This window comes from Brenneria sp. L3-3C-1, from assembly GCF_016456245.1.
GTDB lineage: Bacteria > Pseudomonadota > Gammaproteobacteria > Enterobacterales > Enterobacteriaceae > Brenneria.
The window spans coordinates 178,129-194,045 of sequence record NZ_JAEMHF010000005.1; the positions used below are offsets into that span (position 1 = coordinate 178,129).

Sequence of the window (15,917 nt, forward strand, 5' to 3'; positions counted from 1 at the left end):
TTAAACACTATGCTGATTCGTAAAAACAATTTATATAAAAACAACCAGCAAAAAGGCGAGGCGCATAACAGCGCGTCCCAGCCTGCGACGGCCAGCGTAACCGAACTGAAAGCCCGTCCGGCGGCGGAAAATCGTGCGCAGCCGGCGGTAAATAACCCGATGGTCGCCACGCCCGCGGCAAGACAAACGGACGGTCGCACCAGCCAGCGGCGTCTGATTCGTTCTCAGCTTTACGATCAGATCGATGCCGGCAAGGCCGCCATCATGGGGCGCGACAAGCTGCTGGTGCAGATTGAAACGGTGATCCGCCGTATCTGCGACGAACAACGTTTACAGCTTTCCCGGCAGGAAGAAGAAGCCATCGCCACGGAAATGCTGGACGAGATGACCGGGATCGGCCCGATCCAGCCGCTGCTGGCGGACGATACCGTCAACGATATTCTGGTTAATGGCGCGGGTCAGGTGTTTGTCGAGCGTTTCGGCAAGCTGGAACTTTCGCCGATCACCTTCATTGACGAAGAGCATGTGTTCAATACCGCCCAGCGGATTGCCGCGGCGGTGGGGCGGCGTATCGATGAAGCCAGCCCGATGGTCGATGCCCGTCTGCCGGACGGCAGCCGCGTCAACGTGATTACCTATCCGCTGGCGATCGACGGCACCACCATCTCCATTCGTAAATTCATGCGTCGCAACCTGTCGCTGGAAGCGCTGGCGGAAAGCCGCTGTATGTCATACGCGATGGCGGATGTGTTGAACAAGGCGATGCAGGCGCGGGTGAATGTGATTGTCTCGGGCGGCACCGGCGCGGGGAAAACCACGCTGCTGAATGCGCTGTCGCAGAAGATCGGCAGCACCGATCGCATCATCACCATTGAAGACGCCGCCGAGCTGCAATTGCAACAGGAACATGTGGTCAGGCTGGAAACCCGCCCGATCAGCGCCGAAGGCACCGGACGCGTCGATCAGCGCGATCTGATGCGTAACGCGCTGCGTATGCGTCCCGACCGCATCATCCTCGGCGAAGTTCGCGGCGGGGAAAGTTTTGACATGTTGCAGGCGATGAACACCGGCCATGACGGCTCGCTGTGCACCGTGCATGCCAACACCTCGCGTGATTCGATACAGCGGCTGGAAAACATGGTGATGATGGCCAATATGCAACTGCCGCTGATGGCGATCCGCCGTCAGATCGCCAGTGCGGTGCACCTGATCGTCCAGATCGAACGTATGCGCGACGGCATGCGCCGGGTGGTGTCGATTACCGAAGTGTGCGGCATGGAGAATGAAGTGATCCAGCTACAGGATCTGTTTACTTTCCAGATCAAAGGCATGGACGCGCAGGGGATACTGACCGGCGAATACGTTCAGCATATTCAGCGCCCGCAGTTCTACAGCGATAAAGCGCATCTGTTTGATGCGCAGTGATGGACTGAGGAGACGCCGATGACCCCGTTATTGCTCAATCTGATTACCTTGCTGGTGTTTTGCTGCGTGCTGCTGGCGCTTTTGGCCTTTCATGGTTGGCAACAGGCGCGCCAGCGCCGCGCGCGCAGTGAACAGCGTTGGCGGCAGATTTTAGCCGAAGCGGCGCCGCAGACGGAACAACCGGTCTCCGATTCCATTCTGCGTGATGAGATAAAAACGCCGTTGATGCGGGTGCCGGTGTTGGGACGCTGGCTGGCGGGGATCTGGGCGCAACTGGCGTTTATCGGCTGGAAGAAGAATTTACGTCAGCGGGCGCTGCTGTTGGCGCTGCCGGCGCTGATGCTGGGAATGATGATGGGGCAAAAAACACTGCTGCCGTTAACGCTGGGGCTGATGTTCTCCCTGCTGCTGTTCGCCGCCATCGGGACGTTGCTGTTTCGCGCCACGCTGCAAAAGCACCTGAAAGCGCTGCGCGAAAGCCTGCCGGAAGCCATTGACGCCATTACCCGCAGCTGTCGGGCGGGGGTGCCGGTGGCGAATACTTTCGCCATCGTGGCGGAGCATTTAACCGGGCCGCTGTCGGCGGAATTTAAAACCATCGACCACTGGCTGAAGTTGGGGATCCCGCTGCGTCAGGTGATCCAGACCTCGGCGGGTCGCGTACCGATGGCGGAATACCGTTTCTTCGTGGTGATCCTGATTATCAATCAGGAGGCCGGCGGGCGACTGGGGGAAACGCTGGAGCGGCTGTCCGCCACGCTGCGCGATCGCCGCGAGTTGCAGCTTAAGGTGCAGTCCAAAACCTCGGAAGCGCGGGCGTCGGCGAAGATCGTCGCGGCGCTGTTTCCCTGCTGCCTGGCCTATTTGTATATGAAATCTCCGGATGATTTCAGCTTTCTGTTTTCCGATCCGGTGGGAACGACGGTGCTGATTTATGCCTTGTGCAGCGTCGCGCTGGGGATGCTGGTCACGCATTTTATGGTCAAGCGGATAAGTTAAGGACGAGGGAAGAGCCAACATGACGATATTTAGCGATCCCTTATTACTGCTGGCGCTGGGTTTGATTGGCGCGGGGATATACCTTGCCCGTTACCACAACGGCCAGCGGCGGCACCGCCAACTGGCGGAGCGCATGCAGGCGCATTTGCCGGCCTCCCCTATAGGGGAGGCCTCTCAGGATACTATCCTGAGAGGCCAGGGAACAACCCTTACTCCCTGGCTGGAAAAAATTCTTTTACCGATAGCGCAACAGGGCTATCGCCTCTCCGGATCCGAACGGGATCGTCTTAATTTACGCCGCCTGCTCGATCTGGCCGGCTTACGCCGCAGCGAAGCGGTGGGTTGGCTGGTGATGGGCAAATTCCTGGCGGGTTTCCTGTGCGCCATAAGCCTGGTGTGGGGCTGGCTGCCGCCTGCCGATCGTTTGGGTATGACCGGCATCGCCGCCGGGCTGATCGGCTTTTTCGTCGGCGCGCTGCTGCCGGAATGGTGGCTGAAATGGCGCGCCGCCGGCCGGGGCGAGAAGCTGGCGCGGGCGGTGCCGGACGCGCTGGATTTAATGGTGGTCTGCGCCGAGGCCGGGTTGCCGATTGGCCGCGTATTACAGGTGGTCTCGAAAGAGCTGGGGCTGTCGTCGCCGGAAATGGCCGATGAGCTGCACTACACCGCGGCCGAGTTGCAGATCCTCGCCGATCGTACCCAGGCGATGGTGCATCTGGCGGAAAGAACCCGGGTGGCGGAAATCGAAAGTATGGTCGCCACGCTGATTCAGGCCGAACGTTACGGTACGCCGCTGTCGCAGGCGCTGCGCACCATTGCGGATGAAAGTCGTAAGACGCTGATTCTGGGGCTGGAAGAAAAAGCGGGGAAATTGCCCGCGCAGCTCAGCATCCCGCTGATGGCGCTGATCCTGCCGCCGATTATCGCCATTATGGCCTCGCCGGCGCTGGTGCGGGTGATTCGCCTGCTGGCCCAATAACGATGCTTTCCCCGGCAATATTGACCGGAAATGAACAGACAATAACGGATGGAGTGCTCGACGATGGTCGGTCTGATAACAACATATAAACGCGGCGCGTCGTTTCTGGCGTTGCTGGTGATGAGTACGCTACTGGCGGGGTGCGCCAGTTCCACGGCGATCAAGGGCACCAAAGACGAAGGGCTGCGGCTGGCGCGCTTACTGCGCGATCAGGGACGGATTGAAGCGGCCACGGAAGTCTATGCCCGTATCGACAGCCGCGGCGAACTGAAAGGCACCGAACTGCTGGAATACGCCAGCGTGGCGGCGCCGGTTCGTCGGCCGCAGCAAACGCTGGAGCTGTACGGCCGCGCCCGGCATGCGCTGGGCGGCGACACCAACCAGTTAAAACCGCAGGAAGCGCTGGCTATCTGTTTAGGCATGGGGCGCGCGCATCTGGCGCTGGGACGCAATGCGATGGCGCAGAAAGATTTTAGCTGTGCGCTGCAAGCCCAGCCAGACAACGCCGGGGCGCTCAATGGCATGGGCGTGGTGATGGATGCGGCCGGTAAACACACTGAAGCGCGTCAACTGTTTGAAAAAGCGTTGCAGGTCAACCCGGCCGATGTCGCCGCCATCAACAATCTGGCGCTTTCCTGGCTGGCCAGCGGCGATGCGGATCAAGCTATCGGCTTGTTGCGATCGGCGGATAACGCTAACCCGGCCGGCAAGCTTAACCTGGCGCTGGCCTATCTCGACAGCGATCGGGAAGAGGACGCCCGCAGTACGCTGGCGACCATCGCGCAGCCGGATCGTATCGACGGGCTGATCGACGCCTTGAATCAACGCCTACAGCAACTGCGTCAGGACGGCTCCCGCGGCGAAACCCTGTTGCTGTCCAGTCGTCAGCGCCTGCAACTGAGCAGCCCTGAGTAAATGGCGATGATCCCGGTTAACGAACGGAACTGGCGCAGTACGCGCGGCGTGATCGCCACAGAGGTGGCCTTTTTGATGCCGGTGGTGCTGGTCGGCGTGATGATGCTGTTCGAACTGGCGCGTATCGCGCTGGTGATTGCCGTGGGCAGCGCGGCGCTGGATAAAGCGGTGCAGACATTTCGTCTTGACGATCTCCAGAGCGACAGCGCCGAACAGATGGGCGGCAATCTGAAAGAACGCATGATCAGTTCGGCATACGGTTATCTGCAAGAAGAGGATTTAACCGTCAGCGTGTTGCATTTCGACAATCTGAGTCAACTGGGCGGGCTGACGATCAATAGCGACAGCGAGGACAGCGGCACGCTGCCGGTCTGGTCGGTCACGGTGCAGATCACCAAAGCGTTTATTACCCCGTTGCCGGAGGTACTGACGCTGGGGGATACCTTCCGCTACCAGTACAAGCATGTTTTCGGCACGGAACTGCGTAATGACTAGTTTCCGCCCGCGCGGCTGGCGTCGCTTCCGCTCTTCCGTCCGTGCTTCCGTCGCCGTTGAAACGGCGCTGGCGCTGCCCATCGTGTTGGCAATCGGCGCGCTGTGCGCGGATATCTATACCGTCGGTCTTGAACGTGAACGCATGGAGCAGCGGGCCGGCGCCATCGTCTCAATTCTCGGCATGCAGCGGGAACTGACGCAAGAAGGGTTGCAAGGTCTGCTGGATGCGGTGCTGCCGGAGGAAGGACTGGGAAATTACCAGTTGCTTATCAGCAATGTGCGCCAGACCGGGGAGCTGTACTGGCAGCTTGATCGCGGCAATTCGGACCAACTCTGTACCGCCAATCAGGCCGGTTACGGCGAACACTATCCGGGCGATTTACCGGAAAAAGATCAGGAAACCGGCAGCGAGAACATTTCTATGGTGGTGGTGGAACTGTGCCGTGAAGGGAAAGACATCAGCCTGGCCGGCGGGCTGTCGCTGAGTAACCTGCTGAACGTCACGATGGTAAACCGGACCGGGGATGGCGTGATTGCGTTGGATAGCGCCCTGGGGCAGGAAGCCGGACAGCCGAAAGAGGAATACGAAGACAATGAAGGATAATTCCGGTGGCCGTATGCGGCGTTTGACGCATGCCCTGCGAGTTTTTGCGCGGCAGGAGCGCGGTGCGGGCGCGTCGCTCTACGTGTTGGGCGCGATGGCACTGCTGGTCAGCGCGGCCTTCATTGTTGATTCTTCCACCGCGACGGGCGATGCGGCGCAGATTAAACGCGCCGCCGATGCCGCGGCGCTGGCGGTGGGGCATCAGGCGCTGCTGAGCGGAAAACAGAATGAAAACGTCAGTCAGGAGCAACTGACGGAGCTGGCGTTCGATTATATCCGGGCGAATCTGGGCGTGAACAGCAAGCTGGCCGAGGATATTACCTTTGATAAGGTGAGTCTGAGCGAAGGGCGCAACGGCGACAACTATCCGACCTATACCGTGACGGTCGGCTTTACCGCCTCTCCGGAATTCTTGACGCTGGCATCCTCCGAGCAGCAGATCCACTCCACGGTGGAGGTGGTCAACCGTTCGACGGAAGTGTCCCTGATATTGCCCAATACCTTGAATGAGGACAGCGCTAATCTGGCGGTGTTGCGCCGTATCGGCAATGAGTTCGCGGAGAATCTGATCGGCGACAGCGATAACGTCTGGCTGGCGCTGGTGCCGCATAGCCAATCGGTTAGCGTCTACGACAATGATCATAGCAACCGCATCCGGCAGTGGGCCGCATCCGGCGCGCTAAGACCGGTGGAACTGACCTCGCTGTTCAGCGTCGGCTACAGCGGACTGGCCGATGCCCGTATGCCCGATCGGCGCGCCAAACTCCTGTGTATGTACCGGGGACTGGCGCGGGGGGAAAACTATTTCTGGGACGAAGCGCCCAGCGGGCAGTTCAACATTTATTACCGCGCCGATATACCGTCGAACGACACCAATTTCGGCATCGAACCCTACACCATCAGTTGGATCGGCCCCAACCCTGATTTTGGTCAGGCTACCGGCGTGAATGATACCCGCACCTTGATCACCGATCGCGGCTGCCCCAGCGCCGCTCTGCTGCCGCTGACCAACGATCTGGACAAGATCGCCGAACGCCTCGACGAGATGTCCCGACGTTTCAATACCAACTACGCCATCGCGCTAGGCTGGGCGGCCATGGCGCTGGCGCCTGAGTTTCGCGGCAGCGCCGGTTGGGATCTGGATGACGATTTGCCTAAGGATTTTGACGAGGGCAACGGCGAACGCATCAAGGCTATCGTCATGCTGGTTAATTCCACCGGTCAGCGCTGGTTCGACACTGACAGCTACAACAGTTATGTGGGCAACCCCATAGACGGGTGTTCCGTCTCCGCCAGTGAGGCCAATTGCAACAATTACGCGGCGCTTACCACTGAGCGTTTCGCCAACCTGTGCGCCAGCTTTCGTGCTCGTAATCTTAAGTTCTACATGATTACCACCGGCAACGACGAGGCGACGGATGAAGACGGCGCCATTGCCAGCGCTTCGGAATTTCGCCGTATTGCCGGGGCGGGATTACAAAGTTGCGCCGAGAAAAGCAGCGATCTGACGTATTACAACGGTGAGGACTTTGTCGCCTCGGAAAGCAAAATCAGGGATCGCCTAAGTGACATTGTTGACGAACTGCATCAGAAAAGCAGTTTCGTTCGATTGATTGAATAACGGCCCATGTGCCTTTTGACTGACAGGATATGACACCATGACCTATTCACGTTCCGCATCGCGCGCGGCACACCGGCGCCTTCCTCAGCAGGCATGGGCGCTGGAACCTCGCATGATGTTCGACGCCGCCGCCGTCGCCACGGCGGAAGCGGTGGTGGCCGCCACCGACACCGCGCCCGGCGTTACCGCCAGCGGGGCCGAAGCCACCGTTACCATTGATGAATCCTCCGGTAGCCAAAGCGTGGATATGTTCAGCGGCGTCAGCGTCACGCTCGACAACAGCAGCGAGTCATTATCCTCGTTGGTGATAACCGTGGATAGCAGCGGCGGCAACCAGGCGCTGATTATTGACGGCAGCGCTATCTCCCTTGAGACCGGAAGCGGCGCCACGACCGGCAAAAGCTATTTCTATTCTGTCGCGGTCAGCGGCAATACCACCACCGTCACGATCGCTCTCGACTCGGTGGAAGACACCACGGCTTCCGACGTCGCCAGCCTGATCGACGGTATTGCCTATAGCACGCTGGATAACACGGTGGAAAGCGGCACCGTCACTGTGACCCTGTCCACTTTGAGCGACAACAGCGACACGGCGCAATTGGGCATCAGCTCCACCATCACCATCGACAGCCAGATCAACGTCGCCCCGGTGTTGTCGGATGATGGCGCGCTGGAAGCCGCCGAATCCATTACCGTTGGCGACATCGCGGAGGTCGTCTATTCCGGCGACGGCAACTACGCCTACGCCGCCGGAGAGGGCGTAGTTGCCGTCTTTTCCATTGATGACGGCGGGCGTCTGATGCTGGCCGACACGCTGGCTGTCGATGGAATGAGCAAAGCCACGGAAATGGTGATCAGCGCGGATGACCGTTCGATCTACGTCATTGACGGCAGCAGCAACGTATATGTCTTCAGCGTTGGCGACGACGGTAAGATCGATAATGTATCAACCGTCGCTACCGACAACGGCGACGTAACCGGCGGGATGGCGATCGCTGACGATGACGCCTGGGTCTATGTCGGCACCGAATCGAACGGGGTGGTGATCTACAGCCGCGATGCCGCCACCGGCGCGCTGACCTATGTAGGGCGCGCGCCGGACGACAACAGCCGCGAGGGTGTGATCGCCGCCGCCGGCGACTATGTTTACGTGATTTACTCCGGCGCAGGTAATTTCGGTTCAGTCAGCCTGAGTGTTTACCAGCGCAATGACGACGGTTCACTTGACGCCATCACCAACGTGACAGTCAGCGACCTCGATACAGACTGGGATAATATTGACTGGAATAACCCGAACTACACCAACGATGTCAGCGATGCCACTCTGGCGGTTTCGGCGGATGGTCAGTATCTCTATATTGCGGCGCCGCTCAAAGAGGTGGTTTTAATCTATCAGTTCAGGGATAACGCCCTCACCCAGCTTGATACCCTTTCCATCAGCGGCATATCCAGCATCGCCTTAAGTGATGAGGACGGTTTGCTCTATGCCGTATCCGTCGACGGCGGCATCAGCGTCTTCTCGGTCGCCGGCGACGGCGCGCTGACCCTGAGCAGCCGTATTGCCGGCGGCGGCAGTGATATTGCTATTTCCGCTGACGGCCTGTCCATACTGGTGGCCGGCGGCAGCGTAAACCGCTATACCAGCGCGCAGACGTTGGATCAGGGGGAGGCGCTGACCTTTGCCGCCGGCCTGACGCTGAAAGATAGCAACTATGACGTGCTGAGCAACGGCGCGGGCAACTACAACGGCGCCGGTATCACCGTCAGCGCCAACGTTGACACCGGCAGCTATGGTTTCGCCGATGGAAACGGACTGAGTTTGTCGAACGGCGTTATTTCCCTGGACGGCAGCGCCATCGCCGCCTTGAGCGCGAGCGATGATGGCGTGCTGACGGTGATTTTCACCGCCGACGCCACCACGGCGGTCGCCAACCAGGTGCTGCAACAGCTCACCTACGCCAACGCCGGCGCGACGGTCGGCAGTTTTATCCAGCTCAGCGTGATCGCCAGCGACGCGACGCTGGCCAGCAGCGCCGTGGCGATTACCCTGCGGGTGAATGCGGCGCCGCAGGTCAACATCGATGCGTCCACCGGCTATAGTCTGAGCGCCGCCACCAGTGAGACGCCCTACAGCTTCACGCTGTTCTCCGGCCTGTTCGGCGATGCCGACGGCGACAGCCTGACCTGGAGCGTCAGCGGTTTGCCTGAAGGTCTGACTTTCGACGCCACGACCCGTACCATTTCCGGAGCGGCGCTGGCAACCGGCAGCTTTATCGTGACCGTGACCGTTACCGACGTCTCCGGCGCCAGCGCCGCGCTGGAACTGGATTTGACGGTCGAACAGATCGCCAACCGCGCGCCGGAAATCAACGAGAACGTCTCCGCCACGCTGGCCTATGCCACCGAGGGCGCCGCCTACGGCACGACGCTGGACAGTACGATGTTCAGCGACGCCGATAGCCTCTACGGCGACAGCCTGACCTGGCGCGTCAGCGGCCTGCCAGACGGTTTCACCTTCGATGCCGCGACCCTGACCATTTCCGGCTCTTCCAGCGCGGTGGGCGACTACACCGTCACCGTGACGGCGACTGACGAGTCGGGCGCCGGTTCTTCAGTCGAATTGACGCTGCGGGTGATCACCACGGATGAGGCCAACAACAGCGCGCCGTCGCTGGATGCGGATGACAGTGAGCTGGCGTACACCGTCGAGGGTAATCTGACCGGGTTCAGCCAGTACGTTTACAACCTGGAGCTGTCTTCCGACGATCGTCACCTGATCGTGCTGGGCAATGACTCGAATTCCCAACTGCTCTCGCCTTCGGGCAATAGCACTCTGTATGTTTACAGTCGCGACAGCGAAACCGGCAACCTGACGTTGGTGCAGACGTTCGTGCAGGGTACGGCTGACGATGGCGACGACTCCAACGGCATTGAGATCAATGGCCTGGACAGCGCCACCTCGGCGATCTATTCCGCCGACGGCAAGTATGTCTATCTGGTGGGCAAGAACGCTGCCGGCGTTTATGCCATTACCGTGCTTGGCGTCAACGAGGGCGGCGCTCTCAGCGCCACCGACCTGAGCGTCGAGATTACCGACGCATCGCAAATCAAGGGGATGGCGGCATCGGACGACGGCGATTCGCTGTACATTATTTCCAGCAACACTCTCTATGCCTATTCGGTCGGCGAGAACGGCAACCTGACACTGGCCGGCGCCTATAGCGACAGCTACAGAAGCAGCGACTACACGGCCGGCGCAAGCGCCATCGTCATCGACAACGCTTCCGGCGTGGTCTATGTGGCAGGCGACTCCAGGATCGTCGTCTACACCACCAACGACGACGGCACCCTGACATACGCCACCACCTATACAAATGGCCTGAGCAACTTTATGCGTAGCATGGTCGTCTCCGACAGCGGCTACCTCTATGTGGCCACCGGCGCGGGCGGGAAGATCGTCACGCTGCATTATGACAGCGATGCCAATAGCGTCACCCAAATCGCTTCTATTTCTGTTGCGAACGTCTGGGGTGTGTCTCTTTCGGCCGATGGCACTGCGCTCTATGCGGGTTATTTTATCGGCAACATCTATGTCTACCGCGTCAACGAAGACGGCTCGCTGTCCCAGATCAGTACGCTGTCCAACAGCAGCGGCCGGGCTAACCGCTTTGCCGTTTCCTCGGACGGCTCCAGCATTTACTACGGCGGTTTCTACAACGCTGCCGGCCTGGGCCAGATCAGCGCCGGCGCGGTGGCCGCGTCCTACACCGAAGGCGCCGCCGCCCAGCCGCTGACCGCCATCACCTTGTCCGACGCCGATTACGACGCGCTTAACGGCGGCGCGGGCAACTACAACGGCGCGAGCATCACGCTGGCGCGTGCAGGCGGCGCCGACGCGGCGGACAGCTACAGTTTTAGCGACGGCAACGGGCTGACTCTGGCCGATGGGGTGATTTCGCTCAACGGTACGGCCATCGGCACCTTTGTGAGTGCGGACGGTACGCTGACCGTGACGTTCACCACAGACGTTACCACCGCCACCGCCAATCTGGTGCTGCGCCAGATCGGCTACAGCAATACCAGCAGCGATCCGGGCGGCAGCATTGCGCTTACGTTGACCGTAGCGGACCAGTACGCCTCATCGAGCCTCGATCTGCTGCTCAACGTCACCGAGATTAATGATGCGCCGATTGTGGAAACCACCGGCGGCAGCGTGGTTTACACCAGCGGCGGCAACGCGGTTAAGTTGTTCGACGACAGCGCGGTTTCAACGGTTGAAGCCGGCCAACAGGTCAGCAGCGTCACCCTGACCGTCTCCGGCCTGACGGACGGCGAAAGCGAAACCCTGACGGTGGGCGGCATCAGCGTGGCGCTGATCGACGGCGCCAGCGCCAGCGGCAGCATTGACGTCGCCGCCGATGACGGCAGCACCGTCAGTTATGGCTATACCCTTGCGGTCAGCGTGGTCGACGGCATCGCCACCGTGACGCTTAGCGGCAATCTGCCCGCCGCGGCGACCGCCACGCTGCTGGATAGCGTCGGTTATGCCAATAGCAGCGACAATCCGACCCTCGGCGCACGAACCATCACGCTCACCTCGATTCAGGACAGTGGCGGCACCGACAATGGCGGCGTCAACAGCACGACGCTGGCGATCGCCAGCACGGTCACCGTCAGCCTGACCAACGCCGCGCCCGCCGTCGCCGCGACCGGCAACACGGCCACCTTCACGGAGAACGGCGAAGCGGTGGCGCTGTTCGACGGCGTGACGCTCTCCACCACCGAGCCGGGGCAGGCGATTGCCAATATTACCCTGACCGTCTCCGGCCTGACCGACGGCGCGAGTGAAACCCTGACCCTCGACGGCAGCGTGGTGGCGCTGGTTGACGGTTCCGGCGTCACGGCCGGCGGCTACAGCTATAGCATTACTCTGGAAGGCGGAACGGCCATCGTGGTTATCAGCGACAGCGACGGGATCGCCGTGGACGATGCCACGGCGCTGATCGCCGGGCTAAGCTATGCCAATCAGAGCGATGATCCCACGGCGGCTACGCGCACCATCACGTTGACTTCCGTTCAGGACGACGGCGGTACGGCCAACGGCGGCAGCGATACCGTTTCACCGGCTATCGCGGCGAGCATAACGGTGGTTGCGGTTAACGATGCGCCGGTGATCGATGCAACAGCGGCTGATGTCACTTACGCCACTTCCGGCAGCAACGTCAGTCTGTTCAGCGATGTTTCCCTATCGACGGTGGAAAGCGGTCAGACTCTATCCGCCATCACCTTTACCGTTTCCGGCCTGCTCGACGGCGGCAACGAGTCGCTGACCGTCTCGGGCACACGTATCGGGTTGGTCGATGGCAGCGGCACGCTCGATAACGGTTACGCTTATAGCGTTACCCTTGACGGCGATACCGCTACCGTGACGATTGTCAGCGACGGCGGTATCGCCGCCGATGCCGCCATCGCGCTGATCGAACAGACCCGCTACGCCAATCTCAGTAATACCCAGACCGCCGGCGTGCGCACTATCGCCCTTAGCGTGCGGGACAGCGGGGGACAGGACAACGGCGGCAGCGATACCGCCGCGTTGCAGGCGGTCTCCTCCGTTGACGTGGTGAACAACTCAGTACCTGAACTCAGCGCCGCCGCCGATTACACCAATCTGGATGTCGCCGCCAGCCTGACGGCGATTAGCGGTCTTGCCGACATTACGGCCGGTGCGCTGACCACAGCAGGCGATTACCTGTATGTGGTCAGTAGCGATGGCGATATTGCCGTGTTCAGTCGCAACGCCCACACCGGCGAACTGGCGCTGTTGCAGACGCTGGATAGCGGCGTCTCGTCCGTCTCGCTGATCGAAGTGAGCGACGATGGCGGCACGGTGTTTATGCTTGGCGCGGACGGGGGCAGCGTAACGGTATTCAGCCGTGATAGCCGCGACGGTAGCCTGACGCTGGTTCAGACGCTGACCACCGAAAACGTCGTCGACCTGACCCTGTCCGCTGACGGCAGCGCGCTGTATGTGGTGGACGGCAACTACTCCGGCCTGTTGGTCTACACCCTGGATACCGACAGCGGCCAGTATGCGCTGAGCCAGTCCGTCGCCGCTTCCACCAGCAGCGAACCTTATCTGTTCACTGCGGTGGGCATTGAGGTGGTGGGCGACTACGTGTATGTGATCACCAATCCGGCCGCGGAAACGGTCGCCAATACGCTGATTGTCTATCAACGCGCGACGGACGGCACGCTCAGCGCGGTCGCCTGGCTGCGCGACGGCGCGGCCGCGGGCGAAGACGCCGTTGCCATGTCCAGCCCCGTCGCCATCGCCGTTGCCGGCGATGGCGGCACGATTTATGTCGCCAGCCAAGATGGCGTCGCCGCATTCAGCCTTGACGCCGCCAGCGGCGCGTTGAGCTATCTCGGCGCGGTTGGCGACTTGTCCAACGTAACGGATATCGCGTTGTCCGGCGACGACGGCACACTGTATGTCACCCGTTCGGACGGCAGTATCAACCGCTACAAGTCCGAGGGCGGTACGCTGACGCTGATTGAAACGCTCTCCAGCGCGTCGACGGCCGCGCTGGCCGGCGCGCAGCGCGTGGCGACCGGCGCCCATGGCGCGGTGGTGGTGATTGGCAGCGGCGGCGTGGTCAGCCTAAAAGACGCGCTGACGCAAATCACCATTGATTACCACGAGCAGGGAACGGTTCTGCCTGCCGATGTGATTACCCTCAGCGATGCGGATTACGACGCGCTGGCCGACGGCGCGGGCAACTATAACGGCGCGGTTATCACACTCGTGCGTGAAGGCGGCGCCAACGGCGACGATGGTTATGGATTCGTAGACGGCAACGGTTTGACGCTGACAGACGGTACGCTCTATCTGGACGGCGCGGCCATCGCCGACTTCACCAGCGACGGCGGCGCCCTGACGCTGACCTTTACAGCGGATGTGACTGGCGTCATCGCCAATCGGGTACTGCAACAGATCAGCTATACCAACGCCAGCGACGATCCGGGCGCGAGTATTCGGCTGGCGATCGCCGCGACCGATGCCTATGCCGCCAGCGTCAGTGCGATATTGGCGCTAAACGTCACCGAAGTTAACGACGCGCCGGTGCTGAACGCCACCCCCGCCGACACCGTTTATGTGGAAGGCGCCGCCGCCGCCGCTCTGTTCAGCAACGCCGGCGTTTCCACCGTGGAAGCCGGGCAGGCGCTGAGCGCTCTGACGCTGAGCGTTTCCGGTCTGAGCGATGGGGACAATGAAACCCTGACCCTCGACGGCGGCGTGGTGGCGCTGGTCGACGGTTCCGGCGTCACCGCCAGCGGCTATGCCTATAGCATCTCGCTCAGCGACGGCATCGCTAGTGTGGTGATTTCCAGTGCGACCGGCATTTCCGCCGCCGACGCGGCCATACTCATCAACGGCATGGCGTATGCCAACGCCAGCGACGATCCGACGGCCGGCGCGCGAACCGTCACGCTGACGGCGATTCAGGATAACGGCGGCCTGGATAACGGCGGCAGCGACACCGCCGCGCTGAATATTGTCGCCACCGTCGGCGTCACCGCGGTCAACAATGCGCCGGTACTAACGACCACGCCCACCGATGCCAGCTACGCGGCAGGCGATAATGGCGCACCGCTGTTCGATGGCACCCACGTTTCCACCGTGGAGGACGGCCAGTCCATCGCGGCGTTGACCATCACCGTCTCCGGCGTGGTCGACGCTGCCGAAAGTCTGCTGGTCGACGGCACGACCGTGACGCTGACCGATGGCGTCAGTGTGACCACAGTCGGCGGTCTGAACGTGACGGTCGCCGTCGATCAAGGCACCGCTACGCTGATTATCACCAGTAACGCCGGACTCAGCCAGGCCGACGCGCAGGCGCTGATCGACGGCCTGACTTACGCCAACACCGACGGCACGGTTTCCACCGGCGAGCGGGTCATTAGCCTGACGGCGGTACGGGACGACGGCGGCACCGCCGCTGGCGGTGAGAACACCACTGCGTTGTCGATCGCGGCCAGGGTAAATATCGTCAACAGCGCGCCGCAAGCGACGGACGCCGAGGTAGAACTGCCGACGGCGACGCGGGCCGCGGCATATAGCGCCACGCTATCGGGCGATCTGTTTAGCGACGTCAACGGCGACACGCTGAGCTGGCGCGTCGACGGGCTACCGGACGGTCTGGGCTTTGATCCCGACACGCGAACCATCAGCGGCAGGACGCTCGCCGTCGGCAGCTTCGAGCTGACGGTAACGGTAAGCGACGGACAGGGCGGAACCGCCACCCGGAACCTGACGTTGGCGGTGGATAAACAGCCGGTATCGCCGGTTTTCCTGCCTCTGTCCAACGCGCCGGGCATGATGGAGCGAGGATGGGACGCCCGGCAGGAAGAGGAGCGGCCGGAAGAGGCGATAGGCGGCGCCTCCCGTCCGGTTACGCGCGCAATGCCTTCCGTATCCAACCTGGCGACAGGGGCGACGTCGTTGTCCGGCGACGCGTTGTCCACCGAGCGATATCCGCTGGTGAACGGGGAAATGGATTACGCCGCAACGCCCTGGCAGTTGGATCCGGTGATGGCGACGCTGATGCCGCCGCTGGACGCGGTGGATTTTTCATCTCTGCGAACCACACCGGAAAACGCGCGACTTGGGCAGCAGATGCCGCAGTCGGACGGGCCGGACGCCAAAGTCGCTTTCTCCGCGCAACTGCAACAGGAACAGAGTGCATATCAGGCGCAGAAAGAGTACGACGAATTACTGAACGCCTTAAGTCAGTTAACGGAAAACACCGCGTCACCGGCGGCGTGACGTGAATTTAGCGCCGCATAAAAACAACATAAACACACTACATTGATGGGGA

8 protein-coding genes are annotated in these 15,917 nt (G+C 61.2%); all 8 read left to right on the top strand.

Going from position 1 to position 15,917, the window contains the following annotated elements; translation table 11 throughout:
- Positions 1-9: 9 nt before the first annotated feature.
- Entirely contained in the window at positions 10-1,425 is a 1,416-nt protein-coding gene (locus JG725_RS12550; RefSeq protein WP_172290076.1) for a CpaF family protein, read from the top strand.
- A gap of 18 nt (positions 1,426-1,443) precedes the next feature.
- Positions 1,444-2,424 (top strand): type II secretion system F family protein, encoded by a 981-nt coding sequence (locus JG725_RS12555; protein WP_199378245.1) that lies wholly within the window; start codon positions 1,444-1,446, stop codon positions 2,422-2,424.
- Between the two features lie 19 nt (positions 2,425-2,443).
- Positions 2,444-3,403, top strand: coding sequence for a type II secretion system F family protein (locus JG725_RS12560; protein ID WP_199378248.1), 960 nt, complete (start codon positions 2,444-2,446; stop codon positions 3,401-3,403).
- A gap of 63 nt (positions 3,404-3,466) precedes the next feature.
- Positions 3,467-4,318: a tetratricopeptide repeat protein gene (locus JG725_RS12565; RefSeq protein ID WP_199378250.1), complete on the top strand. Its 852-nt coding sequence runs from the start codon at positions 3,467-3,469 to the stop codon at positions 4,316-4,318.
- On the top strand, positions 4,319-4,813 hold the full coding sequence (locus tag JG725_RS12570) for a TadE/TadG family type IV pilus assembly protein (RefSeq protein WP_370541732.1): 495 nt from the start codon (positions 4,319-4,321) through the stop codon (positions 4,811-4,813).
- Positions 4,806-5,417, top strand: a complete 612-nt coding sequence (locus JG725_RS12575) for a TadE/TadG family type IV pilus assembly protein (RefSeq protein WP_172290071.1) — start codon at positions 4,806-4,808, stop codon at positions 5,415-5,417. The genes JG725_RS12570 and JG725_RS12575 overlap by 8 nt, the downstream gene beginning before the upstream one ends.
- Positions 5,407-7,038 (top strand): pilus assembly protein, encoded by a 1,632-nt coding sequence (locus JG725_RS12580; protein ID WP_199378252.1) that lies wholly within the window; start codon positions 5,407-5,409, stop codon positions 7,036-7,038. Before JG725_RS12575 ends, JG725_RS12580 begins: the two co-directional genes overlap by 11 nt.
- A gap of 37 nt (positions 7,039-7,075) precedes the next feature.
- Positions 7,076-15,865, top strand: coding sequence for a putative Ig domain-containing protein (locus JG725_RS12585; protein WP_199378254.1), 8,790 nt, complete (start codon positions 7,076-7,078; stop codon positions 15,863-15,865).
- Positions 15,866-15,917 lie beyond the last annotated feature (52 nt).